This is a genomic window from Kineosporia succinea (assembly GCF_030811555.1).
Lineage (GTDB): Bacteria > Actinomycetota > Actinomycetes > Actinomycetales > Kineosporiaceae > Kineosporia > Kineosporia succinea.
In genome coordinates this window covers 3,382,784-3,398,907 of sequence record NZ_JAUSQZ010000001.1, presented here as the reverse complement: position 1 = coordinate 3,398,907, position 16,124 = coordinate 3,382,784, and the positions used below count along the sequence as shown (strand labels likewise).

The 16,124-nt window shown below is 71.9% G+C and carries 13 protein-coding genes; 4 read left to right on the top strand and 9 right to left on the bottom strand.

Annotated elements, in window-relative coordinates; all coding sequences use genetic code 11:
- Positions 1–9: 9 nt before the first annotated feature.
- The 5 genes from tsaE to glmS all read right to left on the bottom strand — a co-directional run bounded on the left by tsaE (position 10) and on the right by glmS (position 7,229).
- The gene (tsaE, locus tag J2S57_RS14935) at positions 10–558 is read right to left on the bottom strand and encodes a tRNA (adenosine(37)-N6)-threonylcarbamoyltransferase complex ATPase subunit type 1 TsaE (RefSeq protein ID WP_307243029.1); all 549 of its coding nucleotides are present in this window, start codon (positions 556–558) and stop codon (positions 10–12) included.
- Complete coding sequence (locus tag J2S57_RS14930) at positions 555–2,249, bottom strand: alpha/beta fold hydrolase (RefSeq protein ID WP_307243026.1); 1,695 nt, start codon at positions 2,247–2,249, stop codon at positions 555–557. The genes tsaE and J2S57_RS14930 overlap by 4 nt, the downstream gene beginning before the upstream one ends.
- Before the next feature lie 11 nt (positions 2,250–2,260).
- Positions 2,261–3,472, bottom strand: a complete 1,212-nt coding sequence (gene alr, locus J2S57_RS14925) for an alanine racemase (RefSeq protein ID WP_307243024.1) — start codon at positions 3,470–3,472, stop codon at positions 2,261–2,263.
- Positions 3,473–3,730: 258 nt separating this feature from the next.
- Positions 3,731–5,215 (bottom strand): NAD(P)H-hydrate epimerase, encoded by a 1,485-nt coding sequence (locus J2S57_RS14920; RefSeq protein ID WP_307243022.1) that lies wholly within the window; start codon positions 5,213–5,215, stop codon positions 3,731–3,733.
- Positions 5,216–5,366: 151 nt separating this feature from the next.
- Positions 5,367–7,229, bottom strand: coding sequence for a glutamine--fructose-6-phosphate transaminase (isomerizing) (glmS, locus tag J2S57_RS14915; protein WP_307243020.1), 1,863 nt, complete (start codon positions 7,227–7,229; stop codon positions 5,367–5,369).
- A gap of 155 nt (positions 7,230–7,384) precedes the next feature.
- On the opposite strand from glmS, the gene coaA reads away from it, so the two are divergent.
- The 3 genes from coaA (at position 7,385) to J2S57_RS14900 (ending at position 10,625) form a co-directional block, all read left to right on the top strand.
- Positions 7,385–8,350 carry a type I pantothenate kinase gene (gene coaA, locus J2S57_RS14910; protein ID WP_370882476.1) on the top strand — a complete coding sequence of 322 codons (966 nt, stop codon included), beginning with the start codon at positions 7,385–7,387 and terminating at the stop codon, positions 8,348–8,350.
- A gap of 113 nt (positions 8,351–8,463) precedes the next feature.
- Positions 8,464–9,126: a SigE family RNA polymerase sigma factor gene (locus J2S57_RS14905; RefSeq protein ID WP_307243016.1), complete on the top strand. Its 663-nt coding sequence runs from the start codon at positions 8,464–8,466 to the stop codon at positions 9,124–9,126.
- Positions 9,126–10,625, top strand: a complete 1,500-nt coding sequence (locus J2S57_RS14900) for a hypothetical protein (protein WP_307243013.1) — start codon at positions 9,126–9,128, stop codon at positions 10,623–10,625. Before J2S57_RS14905 ends, J2S57_RS14900 begins: the two co-directional genes overlap by 1 nt.
- 95 nt (positions 10,626–10,720) lie before the next feature.
- On the opposite strand, the gene glmM is transcribed toward J2S57_RS14900, so the two are convergent.
- From glmM to rplM, 3 genes are all read right to left on the bottom strand, one after another.
- Positions 10,721–12,067, bottom strand: a complete 1,347-nt coding sequence (gene glmM, locus J2S57_RS14895; protein WP_307243011.1) for a phosphoglucosamine mutase — start codon at positions 12,065–12,067, stop codon at positions 10,721–10,723.
- A 323-nt stretch (positions 12,068–12,390) separates the two neighbouring features.
- The gene (rpsI, locus tag J2S57_RS14890; RefSeq protein ID WP_370882475.1) at positions 12,391–12,897 is read right to left on the bottom strand and encodes a 30S ribosomal protein S9; all 507 of its coding nucleotides are present in this window, start codon (positions 12,895–12,897) and stop codon (positions 12,391–12,393) included.
- A gap of 37 nt (positions 12,898–12,934) precedes the next feature.
- Positions 12,935–13,378 (bottom strand): 50S ribosomal protein L13, encoded by a 444-nt coding sequence (rplM, locus tag J2S57_RS14885; protein ID WP_307243009.1) that lies wholly within the window; start codon positions 13,376–13,378, stop codon positions 12,935–12,937.
- Positions 13,379–13,674: 296 nt separating this feature from the next.
- Between rplM and sthA the strand changes: the two genes are divergently transcribed.
- Positions 13,675–15,090 (top strand): Si-specific NAD(P)(+) transhydrogenase, encoded by a 1,416-nt coding sequence (sthA, locus tag J2S57_RS14880; RefSeq protein ID WP_307243007.1) that lies wholly within the window; start codon positions 13,675–13,677, stop codon positions 15,088–15,090.
- A 64-nt stretch (positions 15,091–15,154) separates the two neighbouring features.
- On the opposite strand, the gene J2S57_RS14875 is transcribed toward sthA, so the two are convergent.
- The gene (locus tag J2S57_RS14875) at positions 15,155–16,099 is read right to left on the bottom strand and encodes a lipid kinase (RefSeq protein WP_307243005.1); all 945 of its coding nucleotides are present in this window, start codon (positions 16,097–16,099) and stop codon (positions 15,155–15,157) included.
- Positions 16,100–16,124: the final 25 nt, after the last annotated feature.

Genomic DNA, 16,124 nt, shown 5'->3' with positions numbered 1-16,124 from the left:
CTCGAATCTCTACAGGGACGGGAGGTCGACACCGGCCCAGCGGGGGCCGAAGCCACGAAGTCTCACGGTGCGGGGCTCGTCGCCGATGCTCTCCGGGTCGTCCGGCCCGTTGGCGCCGCGCGGGCGCTCGAGGCGGACCTCCAGCCGGTCGGCGGCCAGGCCCTCGACCAGGCCCTCGCCCCACTCGACCACGGTGACCGACTCGGACAGGTCGGCGTCCAGGTCGAGATCGTCGACCTCGGACAGGGTCTCGAGCCGGTAGGCGTCGACGTGCACCAGCGGCGGGCCGGCCTGCGTCGGCGGATGGACCCGGGCAATCACGAAGGTCGGGCTGGTGATGTCGCCCCGCACCCGCAACCGGGCGCCGATGCCCTGGGTCAGCGTGGTCTTGCCCGCTCCCAGGTCACCGGTCAGCACCAGCAGGTCGCCGGGGCGCAGTCGCGCGGCGATCAGCTCGCCGAGCTCGCGCATGTCGGCTGCTGCCGGTACGACGGATGTGACGGTCACGGCCGGTTCGTCGACGGTTCCGGCCGGGTCGGCACGGTGCGCCCCACTCACCTGTGACCTCCTCCTCGTTCGCCGGGCGCGCGGTGGTGTCCGTCGCGCCGATCACGTACGGGAGTCACGGTACGGCGTCCCCAGCCCCGCCGACGACTCGGCCGCCGGTCACGGGCCGTCGCGGCCGCGTCGGAGAGCAGTTCCAGCAGGTAGGTGTTGACCAGCTCCGGGTACTCCAGCGGCAGCAGGTGGCCCGCGTCACGCACCACCACGTACTCCACGTCGCTCAGTCCGGCCACGATCTCGTCGCTGTGGGCGCGCGGGATCAGCATGTCGTCCTCCCCGGCCATCACCAGCAGCTCGTGGCCGTCGAGCACCGCGAGCGCGGCCCGTTTGTCGTGCGCGCCGAGTCCGGGCAGGAAGTCGGAGATGACCTCCATGCGGGTGCGCGCGATCAGGCCGGACGAGAACCGGGCCAGTTCGGACGGCACCGGTGACGCGAACGAGTACCGGCGCACCAGGATGCTTTCCAGGTCGCTGCCGAGCCGGCGGCCGTGCGCGACCAGCCCGGGCTGCCGGGCCAGCAGGCGCGCCGCGGTCGGGGCCACCGTCATCAGGGCGCGGCCCAGGCCGGACAGGCCGAGGTCGAGCGCGCCGAGACCGCCTGCGCTGGTGCAGAACAGGCCGACGCCGACCACCCGTTCCGCGAAGAGACCGGGCCGCTGCTCGGCCAGGGCCATCACGGTCATGCCGCCCATCGAGTGCCCGAGCAGCACCAGCGGGCCGTCGGGGGCGACCTCGTCGATGACCGCGGCCAGGTCGTGACCGATCTGGTCGATCGTCGAGGAGCCCGGCCGGCCGGTGCCCGAGCGGCCGTGCCCGCGCTGGTCCCAGAGCACCAGGCGGCAGTGCCCGCGCAGGGCCAGTCGCTGGTAGTGCCAGGCGTCGAGGCTCAGCGAGTACCCGTGCGTGAGGACGACGGTGAGAGGCGGCTTCCGGCCTCCGGTGCGCGGGGTGGGCACATCGCCGTCGGTGAGCCGGTTCACCGCGGGGTCGTCGGCCCAGGCCGGGTCGTACTCGTCGACCTCGACGTGCAGGGGCACGTCGCCGCTCATCACCAGGCGTGGATCCCCGCGCAGCGCGCCGAGTTCCGGGCCGCCGCGGCCGTCGGTGGTAGCAGGCCCGGTGTGCCGGGCGAGCCGGGTGCGCGCGGTGGCCCGGCTCCAGATCGAAGGGGTGGACGCGTCGGGGTCACCGACCGCCTCCGGCTCCGGGCCGACGCGGGCGCCTTCACCGGACCCGTTCCCGTTCTGCCCTCCCCGCCGGTCCGGGCCACTCGGCCCGGCCAACCCGGGCAGCCCGGGAAGCCCCCGGGAGGACGCCATCCGCTCGGCGGCCAGGCCGATCACCGCGCCGACCCCGGTCGCGGCCAGGCCCACCCCGAAGGCGAGCGCCGTTCGTTCCGGCCGCCACCCTCTGTCGGTGGTGTCGTTGCCCAGCGGGTCGACGATCTTGGGGCCGCGCCCGGGCCGGCGCCGGTCCGGGCCCGCCCGACCGGCCTCGCCCGGGGAGCCGGCCCTGCCCTTGAAGTCCGCCTCGCCCGGGGAGCCGGCCCTGCCCTTGAAGCCCGCCTTGCCCCTGGAGCCGCGCCCCGTCGAACCGGCCCGCGCCGAGGCGCCGGCCGCGCCACCCGCGCCGGCCGCCCGGCCCGGCCTCGGCTTCCCTGCCGCTGACTTCTCTGATCCCGCCATCGAACTGCTTCTTACCGGCCCGCCGACCCGATGTACAGACGCGGCACCCGGGCACTCAGCCGGGTGACGATCTCGTAGCTGATCGTGCCCGCCGCCAGCGCCCAGTCCTGGGCCGTCGGCTCACCCGGGGCACCGCCGAACAGCACCGCGACGTCACCCTCGCGCACCCGGCCGACGCCCTCCCCGGCCAGGTCGACCACCACCTGGTCCATGCAGACGCGCCCGGCGATGTGGAACGTGTGCCCGGCCAGTTGCACCGGCCCGGCACTGCTGGCGTGCCGCGGGATGCCGTCGCCGTAGCCCAGCGGCACGATCGCGACCTCGGTGTCGGTGCTCGTGACGTAGGTGTGCCCGTACGAGACTCCCTGCCCGGCGGGCACCGCCTTCACGTTGGAGACCCGGCCGAGCAGGGTCATGGCCGGACGCAGCCCGGTCTCGCCGGTGGCGCCGGGCGCCGGGTCGAGCCCGTAGACCGCCAGGCCCGGGCGCACCAGGTCGAAGTGCGCGTCGGGGTTGGTGAGGGTGGCGGCCGAGTTGGCGATGTGCCGGACCTCGAACCGGGCCCCGGCCTGCTCGGCCACCTCGAGCGCGGCCCGGAAGGCGGCCAGCTGCAACTCGTTGACCGGGTTGGCGGGTGCGTCCGACTCGACGAAGTGGGAGAACGCGCCGACCACCGAGACCAGGCCGTCCGCCTGCAGTTTCAGGGCGTCTTCGACCAGCTGGGGCCAGTCGGCGAGGGTGCAGCCGTTGCGGTTGAGACCGGTGTCGACCTTGAGCTGCACCCGGGCGGCCCGGCCCTGATCGCGGGCGGCCGCGGCGATCTCGGCCAGGGCCCAGGGGGCGCTGACGCCGATGTCGACGTGATGCTCGATCGCGGCGGCGAACTGGTCGCCGGGCACCGTCAGCCACGACAGCACGGGCACGGTGATGCCCGCCGCCCGCAGCTGCAGCGCCTCGGAGATCTGGGCGGTGCCGAGCCACGAGGCGCCACCGGCGAGCGCGGCGCGGGCCGAGGGCAGCAGGCCGTGCCCGTAGGCGTCGGCCTTGACCACGGCCATGACCGCGGCGGTGGGGGCGAGACCCCGCAGCACGCGGACGTTGGCCGCGATCGCGTCGAGGTCGACCACCGCCGCGGAGGGCAGGCCGGGAGGAAGACTCACAGCACCGCTGCTGATTTCAGCCTGGCTGATGCCGGACGGTCCGGCGGCTTCGGGCACGCTCATAACCGCTGATTGTCGCAGGCAGGGCGGATGCCCGCCGCCCCTGGCTTTTCACCCTCGTTGTGATCAGCCTGACGCGACCACCGGGAGAGGCGGGCCCGATCAGCGGCCGGACCCGACCGTGGGCAGGGGCCCGGGCACCACCCGGAGACGTATCACCCGGCGGGAGAAGCCTCGGGAGGCGGCCGTGAGCGTGCGCGCCCGAGCCGCCACGCCACGCGTCCCCCAAGGTTTGCGGTGTTCTCCAGTGCCGCAGCAACTTCAGTGCCGCAGCAACTTCGCCACCGTCGCCGGCACCTGAGAGGCCACGTCCAGACTCACGATCGGCCCTCCCCCCGACGCCGCGGCTGCCGCCTTCCCGTGCACGAACGCCGCCACGCTCCCCGCGTCGAACGGGCTCAGCCCACTCGCCAGCAACGCCCCCGCGATCCCGGCCAGCACGTCCCCGGCCCCCGCCGTCGCCAGCCACGACGGCGCCTCGGCCTGACTGCGCGCGTGCCCGTCCGGCCGCACCACCAACGTCGTGGCGCCCTTGAGCAGCACCGTCGCGCCCGTCAGCCGGGCCGCCTCGTGCGCGAACCGGTACGGCTCCGCCTCGACCTCCTCGCGCTGCGCCGGAGACCCCAGATCGCTCAGCAGCCGCGCCAGCTCACCCGCGTGCGGTGTCAGCAGCAGCCGGTCGGAACGGTCGGGCACGACCCCGGAGGAGTCGGTGTGCCCCCGCAGCTCCCCCGGGAACAGCCCCAGCGCCCCGGCGTCGAGCAGGCACGGGTGATCGCTCTCCAGCGCGTCGTGAATGGCCTCGGGCTGCTGGTCGGCGGCGTCCGGCACCACGCCCGACCCGAGCAGCCAGGCCTGCACCCGTCCGGGCCCCGCGACCACCTCCGGCCAGGCCGAGCGAACAGCCGCGGTGGCGTCCTGCGGCCCGACGTAACGCACCATCCCGACCCCCGTGCGCAGCGCCCCGGCCACCGCCAGCACGGCCGCTCCCGGGTACCCGGCCGAGCCGGCGACCACGCCCAGCACGCCCCGGCGGTACTTGTCCGCACTCGGCGGCGGCACCGGCCAGAGCCGGGCCACGTCGGCCTCGGCCAGCCGCGCGACCAGCGGCTCGGCGGGCAGGTGCGGCCCCAGCCCGATGTCGACGACCTCCAGGTCACCGGTCGCGGCACTGGCCGGAGGCAGCAGCAGGCAGGCCTTGGCCGCGCCGAAAGTGACCGTCAGATCGGCGAACACGTGCGGCGAGAGCACCCCGCCGGTGTCCGGGTCGACGCCGCTGGGCAGGTCCACGGCGATCACGGCGGCGTGGTCGGGGATCCGGTCGACCAGCCCGGCCGCCGGTTCGCGCAGCCCCGGGCGTCCGCCGAGACCGAGCAGACCGTCGACCACCAGGTCGGCGGCCTCCATCGCGGTCCACGCCTCGACCGCCGTGTCCGGCCCGACCTGCACGCAGCGGCCACCGGCGGAGGCGAGCGCGGCGGCCCCGCCCGCGTGAACCGTCGAGGACGTCAGGAGCGCCGTGACGGCCACCCCCCGGCGCACCAGGCGGACCCCGGCGAACAGGGCGTCGCCACCGTTGTCACCGGGCCCCACGAGAAGAACCGCCCGCCGGCCGGACACGTGACCGGTGCGTTCCCGCAGCACCCGGGCGCAGCTCACGGCGAGTCCCGCGGCTGCCAGCTGCATCAGGGCGCCCTCGGGCACCCCGGCCATCACCTGCTGCTCGGCCTTGCGCAGATCTTCCACGCGATAGGCCGTCGGACCGCGCCCCGCCTTTGGGTTCATTCACTCATCTAAGCAACAAGAGCCGGATGAGCATCCCTACCCGTGCGTCGAGCGGCCGAACGGGCACCGCACGTGACGTACACGCACAGTGCAACCGTCCGACCAGCGGCGACTACTCGACGGTGACGGACTTGGCCAGGTTGCGCGGCTGATCCACGTCCAGCCCCTTGGCCGTCGCGAGCTCACAGGCGAACACCTGCAGCGGCACGACAGTGACCAGGGGGGCCAGAAGGGTCGGCGTCTGCGGGACGTAAATCACCTCACTGGCGTACGGCACCACGTCGGTGTCACCCTCCTCGGCGATCACGATGGTGCGCGCGCCCCGGGCGTTGATCTCCTGGATGTTGGAGACCACCTTGGCGTGCAGCGAGTCGCGGCCGCGCGGCGAGGGAACGATCACGAACACCGCCTGGCCGGGCTCGATCAGCGCGATCGGCCCGTGCTTCAGCTCACCGGCGGCGAAGCCCTCGGCGTGGATGTAGGCGAGCTCCTTGAGCTTGAGCGCGCCCTCCATCGCCACCGGGAAACCGACGTGCCGGCCGAGGAACAGCACCGAGCGGGTGTCGGCCATCCAGCGGGCCATCGTGCGCACCTGCTCCAGGCCGTCGAGCACCTTCTGGATCTTGTCGGGCATGGCCTGCAGCTGGCCGACGATCTCGCGGATCTCGTCGTCGAACTTGTTGCCGCGCAGCCGGGCCAGATACAGACCGAGCAGGTAGCAGGCGGTGATCTGGGCCAGGAACGCCTTGGTCGAGGCGACCGCGATCTCCGGGCCGGCGTGCGTGTAGAGCGCGGCGTCGGACTCGCGGGGAATCGTCGAGCCGTGGGTGTTGCAGATGGCGACGACCTTGGCCCCCTGCTCCCGGGCGTGACGCAGCGCCATGATCGTGTCCATCGTCTCGCCGGACTGCGAGATCGCCACGACCAGCGTGCGCGCGTTCACCACCGGGTCGCGGTAACGGAACTCGCTGGAGAGCTCCACCTCGACCGGGATGCGGCACCAGTGCTCGATCGCGTACTTAGCCACCATGCCCGCGTACGAGGAGGTTCCGGCGGCCAGCACCACGATCTTGTCGACCGAGCGCAGCACCGCCTCGTCGATGCGCAGCTCGTCGAGCGTCAGGTTGCCCTCGACGTCGTACCGGCCCAGGAGGGTGTCGGCCACCGCCTGGGGCTGGTCCATGATCTCCTTCGCCATGAACGAGGAGTAGCCGCCCTTCTCCGCCGCGGCCGCGTCCCAGTCGACGTGGTAGTTCTTGCCCGTCACCGGGTTGCCCTCGAAGTCGACGATGTCGACGGTGGTGGGCGTGATCGTCGCGATCTGGTCCTGGCCGAGCTCGATCGCCTCACGGGTGTGCCCGATGAACGCGGCGACGTCGGAGCCCAGGTAGTTCGCGCCCTCGCCGACCCCGACCACCAGCGGGGAGTTACGGCGGGCGCCGACCACGGTGCCGGGGACGTCGGCGTGCACGGCGAGCAGCGTGAAGGCGCCCTCGAGCCGGTTCACCACGAGACGCATCGCCTCGGTGAGGTCACCCGTGCGGGAGAAGGCCGCGTGCAGCAGGTGCGCGGCGACCTCGGTGTCGGTCTGGCTGAGGAACTCGGCGCCGTCGGCGACGAGCTCCTTCTTCAGCACCGCGAAGTTCTCGATGATCCCGTTGTGGATCACGGCGACCCGGCCGTCACCGGCCAGGTGCGGGTGCGCGTTCTCGTCGGTCGGCCCACCGTGAGTGGCCCACCGGGTGTGGCCGATACCCGTGGCCGAGGCCGGCGGCGGCGAGGCCTGCAGGGCCTCCTCCAGCCGGGCCAGCTTGCCCGAGCGCTTGGCCGTCCACAGTTGACCGTCGACCTGCAGGGCGACCCCGGCGGAGTCGTACCCCCGGTACTCGAGCCGCCGCAGACCTTCCAGAACGACGTCCAGTGCCCCGCTGTTCGAGGAAGCAGGATCCGTCGCGTAGCCCACGATTCCGCACATGGTGGCTGAGCCTAACCGGCCGAGGGGCCCTCCTCGTGCGGAACGCTGATCGTTCCCCCGTTCACCCGCGCCCCGTCACGACACCGTCGCAATCGGTAAAGGTGTGACGTACAGGTAGACGCCCGACGGCCGACCGGTGGCGTCCGGCGGGCACAATGACCTGCGTGCAGAGCTGCCCCGACACCACCCGTTCCACGCCCTACGTGGAACTCGACCGCGATGCCTGGGGTGCCCTGCGGGCGAACACCCCGATGACGCTCACGGCCGAGGACGTCGACCGGCTGCGGGGTCTGGGCGACCGCCTCGACCTGCGGGAGGTCGAGGAGATCTACCTACCGATGAGCCGCCTGCTCAACCTCTACGTGGCCGGCGCCGCGCAGCTGCACCAGGCCACGTCGACCTTCCTGCAGGAGAGCCCGGCCCGCACCCCGTTCGTCATCGGCATCGCCGGGTCGGTCGCCGTGGGCAAGTCCACCACCGCCCGCATCCTGCGCGAGCTGCTGACCCGCTGGCCGGGCACGCCGAGTGTGGAACTGGTCACCACCGACGGGTTCCTCAAGCCGAACGCGGAGCTCGACCGGCTCGGGCTGATGACCCGCAAGGGCTTCCCCGAGTCCTACGACCAGCGCCGTCTGCTGCGGTTCGTGGCCGACGTGAAGTCGGGCAAGCCCGAGGTGAAGGCGCCGGTCTACTCGCACCTGACCTACGACATCGTGCCCGACGAGGAGGTCGTGGTGCGCCGCCCCGACGTGCTCATCGTGGAAGGGCTGAACGTGCTGCAGCCGGCCCGGGTGCGGGCCGACGGCCGGCAGGGCATGGCGGTCAGCGACTACTTCGACTTCTCGATCTACGTGGACGCCCACACCGACCAGGTGCGCCGCTGGTACGTGAACCGGTTCCTGCGCCTGCGGGAGACCGCGTTCACCCGGCCGGAGTCGTACTTCCACCGGTACGCGGCGCTCACCGACGACGAGGCCGTGGCCACGGCCGAGCGGATCTGGCTCGACATCAACGAGAAGAACCTGATCGAGAACGTGCTGCCGACCCGGGGCCGGGCCACCCTGGTGCTGACGAAGGGCGCCGATCACGCGGCGCGGCGTATCCGTCTGCGTAAGTTGTGAATACCGGCTTGAGGACGTTCGGGTCACCTCGCGGGGTCGGGTCGCCGACCCGAGCAACCTGAGTGGGCCCGGCGCGCGTGTAGTTCCCCGAGAGCAACAGTGGAGGGGGATTCATGGACGACGAGACAGCCTTCCGGCAGTTCGTCAGCGCTCGCTGGCCGGCCCTGGTCCAGAGCGCCTACCTGATCACCGTGGACCGCGGCGTCGCCGAGGACTGCGTGCAGGAGGCCCTGACCCGGGTGCACCGCCGCTGGCACCGGCTGGGCGACGACAACCCGGAACCGTACGTGCGCAAGGCCGTGGTCAACGCGGCCCTGTCGTGGCGCCGCAAGCGCCGTATCCGTGAGGTGCCGCTGGACTCGGCGCCCGCACCCGCGGTCGAGCTCGACGCGGCCGATCCGGTGGACGCACAGCTCGTCGCCGCGCTGCGCTCGCTGCCGCCGCAGATGCGCGCCGCGGTGGTGCTGCGGTACCTGGAAGACCGGTCCGAGGCCGAGACCGCGCACCTCATGGGTGTCTCGACCGGGGCGGTGAAGAGCGCGGCCAGTCGTGGGGTGGCGAAACTGCGTGCGGCGCTGGCCGGTCCGGTCCCGGCCGAGGTGACTCCGGCCGGGGTCTCCGCCGGGCCGCGTGAGGTGCTCGACAGCAGTACCGATCTCGGCACCGGACCGGGCCCTGGCGCCCGCCCGGAACTCGACGCCCGCCCAAAGCTCGAAGCCCGCCCGAAACTCGAAGCCCACCCGAAACTCGACGCCCGCGCGAAGGGAGCCAAGTGATGAACCCGACCGATCAGCGGCCCGAGCCGGGCCTGCCCCCCGAGCTGGCCGACCGCCTGCGTCACCTGTCCGAGGCCCAGACCCGCGACAGCCGTCCCTTCCCCCGCCTCGACACCTCCGTGCGCCGCGACCGGCTGACCCGTTTCGGCGGCGCAGCCCTGGCCGGAGCCGCGGCCGCCGCCGTGGTGGCCGTCTCGGTTCTGGGCGGCAACGCGATGAACCGGGCCGACCAGAGCGTCCCGAGCAGGCCCACCCCCACCGTGAGCCCCACCCCGACCGTCGAGCCGAGCACCCTCGCGCAGGCCGGGTACCCGGCCTCGACCGCCGGCTCTCTGGCCGACGACGGGGCCTGGCTGACCGGCCTGCGGGAGAAGCTGGCGGCCGACCGCGAGAAGGTCGACGCCGCCGACGTGCACGTCGTGGCCGCCGGTGACATCGAAGACCGGGCCCGTTTCGCGGTGCTGCTCTACTCCCGTGACAAGAAGGGAAAGACCTTCTGGGGCCGCGACATCTGGCTGGGCCCGGTGGGGGCGCCGGTCTCGGGCATGGAGCCGGTGAGCACCAGCGGTCTGCCCCTCGAGCCGAACCAGGTGCCGCACGACCCGATGAGCCTGTTCTCCGCCCCGGGTGAGTCGCGGGACAGCCGGAAGGCCGTCGTGGTCGTCTCCGCCCCCGGCGCCGACACCCCGCGCATCGCCAGGGCCCGCACCTTCGGCGTCGAGGGCACCCACCCGAAGATCACCACCACCCGCCGCGACGTGCCGGCCGTCGGTGGAGGCACCTGGGCGGGTTCGGTCGACGAGGACGAGTTCCGGATGTTCGACGCCGAGGTCACGGTCGGGGGTGTCCTGACCGGAGGCTCCGCGATGAGCCGGTCCCCGGGATTCGACCTCGCGGCGGTGGCCGTTCCCGGCACCGATCCGGGTGAGCTCGACTACCTGGGCGGCAGTCTGGGCGGCAACCGCCCGACCGGCGCGCAGGTGCCGATCTGGGCCGCGGTCGTCCCGTCCGGGGCCCAGAGCAAGGCCGCCGCAACCCTGCTGCGCTCTCCCGGCGGCATCTACGTCGCCGGCTTCAGCGAGCACCAGCCGGCGGAGATCGATCCCGTCGAGGACGACGAAACCCCTTACGACGTGACCCGTCAGGGTTACATGGTGACCTCGGCCGCCGGTGACGACGACGCGATGGCCAGCGTGTGGATCGACAACGGAACCACCCACCGCTACCTGGTGATCGCCCCGGCCGGAGCCACCCGGGTCCGGGTGGGCGAGAAGACCGCCGCGGTGAAGAACCGGCTGGCCGTGATCGACGTGACCGTGCCCAACTCCGAGAGCGACTACGACGACGAGGGCAACTACACCAGGCCGGAGGCCCCGGTGGCCGCCCTCGCGGCCGACGGCACCGTGATCCAGCAGCAGGTGCCGGCCGCCGGTGAGGAGACCACGTTCACGTCCGAGGCCGGTAGCACCAAGGACGACGGCCGGTCGGTCATTCCGTAAGACGTCCGGGGCACCGCGCGCAGGAGGGGACGCGGTGCCCCGGAAACACCGAAAGGGCGGTTCCCCGTGGGGAACCGCCCTTTTCGTATGTGCTCTCAGACCTCGAGCGCGAGCCGGGACCGCACCACCGAGGCCAGCCCCTCGGCCTCGGACCGGGCCTGCCCGGCCTCCTTGGCCTCGACCATGACGCGCACCAGGGCCTCGGTGCCGGACGGGCGCAGCAGCACGCGGCCGGTGTCGCCCAGCCGGGCCTCGGCCTCGGCCACGGCGGCCTGCAGCTCGGCGTCTTCGTGGCAGCGGTTCTTGTCCACGCCCTTCACGTTCACCAGCACCTGCGGCAGGCGCTCCATCACCGCGGCCAGCTCGGCGAGGGGCTTACCGGTCTGGGCCATGCGGGCCAGGATGTGCAGGCCGGTGAGCACGCCGTCGCCGGTGGTGCTGTGGTCGAGCATCACCACGTGCCCGGACTGCTCGCCGCCGAGCGAATAACCGCTCGCGCGCATCTCTTCCAGCACGTACCGGTCGCCCACCGCGGTCTGCACCACGCGGACGCCCTCGCGCTCCATCGCCAGGCGCAGCCCCAGGTTGCTCATCACGGTGGTGACGAGCGTCTTGTGGGCCAGCACCCCACGGTCGGCGAACGCCAAGGCCAGCACGGCCATGATCTGGTCGCCGTCGACGTCGTGACCGAGGTGGTCGATCGCCAGGCAGCGGTCGGCGTCACCGTCGTGCGCGATGCCGACGTCAGCGCCGTGCTCGAGCACGGCCGCGCGCAGGTGCTCGAGGTGGGTGGAGCCGTAGTCGTCGTTGATGTTGAGCCCGTCGGGCTCGGCCCCGATCACGACGACCTCGGCGCCGGCCTCGCGGAAGGCGCGCGGGGAGACCTCACTGGCCGCGCCGTGGGCGCAGTCGAGCACGACCTTGAGCCCGTCGAGCCGGCACGGGAGCGTCTCGACCAGGTGCTTGACGTAGCTGTCGCCGGCCTTGGCCAGGCGGCGGGTGCGACCCACCGCGGCGCCCGTGGGGCGGGCCCAGGGCTCTTTCATGCGGCGCTCGATCTGGTCTTCCACCTCGTCGGGCAGCTTGTAGCCACCGGCGGCGAAGAACTTGATGCCGTTGTCGGGCATCGGGTTGTGCGACGCCGACAGCACCACCCCGAGGTCGGCCCGGGAGTCGTCGACCAGGAACGCGACGGCCGGGGTCGGCACCACGCCCGCGTCTTCCACGTCGACCCCCGCGCTGGCCAGACCGGCCATCACGGCGGCGGACAGGAACTCGCCCGAGGCTCTCGGGTCACGCCCGACCACTGCTCTGGGCCTGCGCCCCTGAACCACTTCACCGAGAACGTGCGCCGCCGCGACCGAGAGGTCGAGGGCGAGCTCGGCGGTCAGGTCGCGATTGGCCAGCCCCCGGACGCCGTCCGTGCCGAATAGTCGCGCCAACGAGTTCCTCCTAGCGGGAATGTCAAAAGCCTACGCGCACCATGCCCCCGGGGCAGTGGTACGCCAAATCACGCAGGTCCGGGCGCTGCACCGCCCGGGCCGTTCACGTTCACCCGCCCGGGTCACCGGGCCGTCCCCCCGCCGGGAACCCGCCGCCGGAACCAGCCGCCGGGAACGGGCACCGGAGCGCCCCGCCCCGAGACGCACGATGCCGGGACACACGATCCCCGGGACACGCGGACGGCCGAAACGCACGACGGCCCCGGAGCCAGAGAACCCCGGGGCCGTGCGTGCTGCAACTGATGTCTGCCGAAGCAGAAAGATCAGCGCTTGCTGTACTGAGGAGCCTTACGCGCCTTCTTGAGACCAGCCTTCTTGCGCTCCTTGGCCCGCGGGTCACGAGTCATGAAGCCGGCCTTCTTCATGGCCGGGCGGTTGGCCTCTTCGTCGATCTCGTTCAGCGACCGGGCGACGCCGAGACGCAGGGCGCCGGCCTGGCCGGACGAGCCGCCGCCGTGGAGGCGGGCGATGACGTCGAAGCGGCCCTCGGTCTCGGTGACCCGGAAGGGCTCGTTGACCAGCTGCTGGTGCACCTTGTTCGGGAAGTAGTCCTCGATGGTGCGGCCGTTGATCTTCCAGAGGCCGGTGCCGGGCACGAGGCGGACGCGCGCCACGGCCTCCTTGCGACGGCCGGTGGCCGAGCCGGGGGCGGTGATGCTCGAGCCGCCACCCTTGACCGCCGGCGTGGAGCTGGTGTAGCTGCTCGGCGCGTCTTCTTCGAATTCGTCGTCGACGGCGTCGACAGCCACGTCGGTGGTGGACTCGGTCACGGTTCTCCTTGGTGCGCTTGTCTGGGGGATCGCAGAACTACTGCGCGATCTGGGTGATCTCGAAGGGGACGGGCTGCTGCGCGGCGTGGGGGTGCTCCGGGCCGGCGTAGACCTTGAGCTTGCCGAGCACCTCGCGGCCGAGGGAGTTCTTCGGCAGCATGCCGCGGACGGCCTTCTCGACGGCGCGCTGGGGGTTCTTGTCCAGCAGCTCGGTGTAGGTGACCGAGCGGAGACCGCCCGGGTAACCCGAGTGGCGGTAGGCCTTCTTCTGCTCGCGCTTGTTGCCGGTCAGGGCGACCTTGTCGGCATTGATGATGATGACGAAGTCGCCGGTGTCGACGTGAGGAGCGAAGGTCGGCTTGTGCTTGCCCCGCAGGAGTACAGCTGCCTGCGTAGCGAGCCGGCCGAGCACGACGTCGGACGCGTCAATGACGTGCCAGCGGCGCTCGATGTCACCGGGCTTGGGGGTAAACGTACGCACGGTCGCAGCCTCGTTCTGATCAGAGCATTCGGGTCGACATTTTCATGTGCCACGGACAGCACGCCGATCCAGGTTTCCGGATGGTCGCTGCTCCGCACCCGACGTGCCACGCACCAACTAGGCTCGACATGACGGACGGGTCACACAACGAGAAAACACATTACCGGGCGGCTTCCGGAGGGTCAAAACGCGGAGTCGCGCCGCGCGGCGCCCACGAGGGCCCGGCCGTGCTTCAACCATCACGTGACAGCCGCCGATGAACCACCCGCCGGCACATGAACACGGGGAGAAACATCATGGCGGAGCAGCAGTACGACTACGACCTGCTGGTCATCGGCTCCGGGCCGGGAGGGCAGAAGGCCGCGATCGCCGCGGCCAAGCTGGGCCGACGCGCGGCCGTGGTGGAACGCGGCGACATGGTCGGCGGGGTGTGCATCAACACCGGCACGATCCCGTCGAAGACGCTGCGCGAGGCCGTGCTGTATCTCACGGGCACCTACCAGCGCGACATGTACGGCCAGAACTACCGGGTGAAGCAGGACATCACCCTGGAAGACCTGCTGGCCCGCACCCAGCACGTGATCGGGCGCGAGATCGAGGTCATCCGCAGTCAGCTCAACCGCAACGCGGTCGACCTGCTGCACGGCACCGGCCGCTTCACCGACGCGCACACCGTGCTGGTCGAGGGCGGCCCGGCCGGGGCCCGGTCGGTCACCGCGGAGTTCGTCGTGATCGCCACCGGCACCACGCCGGCCCGGCCCGCCACGGTCGAGTTCGACGGCAAGAAGGTCATCGACTCCGACGGGATCCTGCACCTCGACGTGCTGCCGCGCTCGATGGTGGTGGTCGGCGCCGGGGTGATCGGCATCGAGTACGCGTCGATGTTCGCGGCCGTCGGCTGCAAGGTCACCGTAGTCGAGCAGAACGACCGCATGCTCGGTTTCTGCGACGACGAGATCGTGGAGTCGCTGAAGTTCCACCTGCGCGACCTGTCGGTGACGTTCCGGTTCGGCGAGAAGGTGGCCTCGGTCGAGCACAACGCCAGGGGCACCGTGACGCACCTGGTCTCGGGCAAGAAGATCCCGGCCGACGCGGTGATGTACTCGGCCGGGCGGCAGGGGGCCACCGAGGCGCTGGACCTGCCCGCGGCCGGGCTGGAGGCCGACAACCGGGGCCGCATCACGGTCGACGACCACTACCGCACGAGCGTCGAGCACATCTACGCGGTGGGCGACGTGATCGGTTTCCCGGCGCTGGCCGCGACCTCGATGGAACAGGGCCGGCTGGCGGCCTACCACGCCTTCTCGGAGCCGGTGAACAGCCTGATCAGCATGCAGCCCATCGGCATCTACACGATCCCGGAGATCAGCTACTGCGGCTGGACCGAGGACGACCTGACCTCGTCGTCGGTGCCCTACGAGGTCGGCATCTCGCGCTACCGCGAGCTGGCCCGGGGCCAGATCGCCGGTGACTCCTACGGCATGCTCAAGCTGCTGGTCAGCACCGGCACCCGAAAGCTGCTGGGGGTGCACGTGTTCGGGTCGCAGGCGACCGAGCTGGTGCACCTCGGCCAGGCGATCATGACCTGCGAGGGCACGGTGGACCACCTGGTCGACACGGTGTTCAACTACCCCACGCTGTCCGAGGCCTACAAGGTGGCCGCCCTCGACGCCGTCAACAAGATCCGGGCGGTCGAGCGGTTCTTCGCCTGAGCCCACGACGGTGGACGTGGTGGTCGACCCGACCACCACGTGCACCGTTGCAGCGGTTGGCTTCTCAGTGCCGTGCGCGCTCCCGCGCACCGATGTCGGCGACCCCGACCGACGCGTCTTCGGGCACGATCACCCGCAGCCCGCCCTCGATCACCCCGAACGTCTCGGGCGTGTGCGCCGACAGCTCGCCGTCGACGTTGATCGCCTGCCCGGGAGCCGTGCTGACCCGGACGTTGCGCGTGGTGACGTGGTAGACGTGGTCGCTCTCGGTGAAGACCCCGCTGACGAAATGCCGCGCCACCTGCCAGCGCTGACGCGGCGTGCCCCGCGGGATCGCGTAGACGTCGAGCAGGTGGTCGTCGATGCCGGCGCCCGGCGCGACCACCGCTCCCCCGCCGTAGAACCGGCCGTTGGCCACGGCCAGCTGCAGCAGGTCGTCGAGCTCGACGTCGGGATGGTCGCCGTCGGGGAACTCGAGGGTGGCCGAGAAGGTCCGGAACCGGCGGTAGGCCTTCACCGCCGCGATCGGGTAGGCCAGCGCCCCGAGCCGCTTCTTGAGTTTCGGGTTGAGCTGCTCGGTGACGCCCACGGCCAGGCCGATCGAGCTGACGTTGAGAAAACGGTCGTCGCCGACCACGCCCAGGTCGACGTCGACCACCTTGCCCCGGGCCACGTTCTGGCAGGCCCCGTCCATGTCGGTGGGCAGGCCGAGGGTGCGCGCCAGGTCGTTGGCGGTGCCGGTGGGCAGCAGCCCGAGCACCACCCCGGTGTTGCACAGCTGCGGCGCCACCGAACTCACGGTGCCGTCGCCCCCGCCCAGCACGATGGTGCGCGCACCGGCCCGGATGGTGTCACCCACCAGACGCGGCAGGGTGCTCGGGTCTTCGACGGCATGGGCGGCCATCAGCTCCACGCCGAGCTCGCCGAGCCGGTCGCGGGCGGCGGAGAAGTTCTCCTGCCCACGACGCGACGCCGAGTTGACGATGAGGACGGCCGGGGACTCGATCACGGTGATCAAACTACGGGCGTCAGCT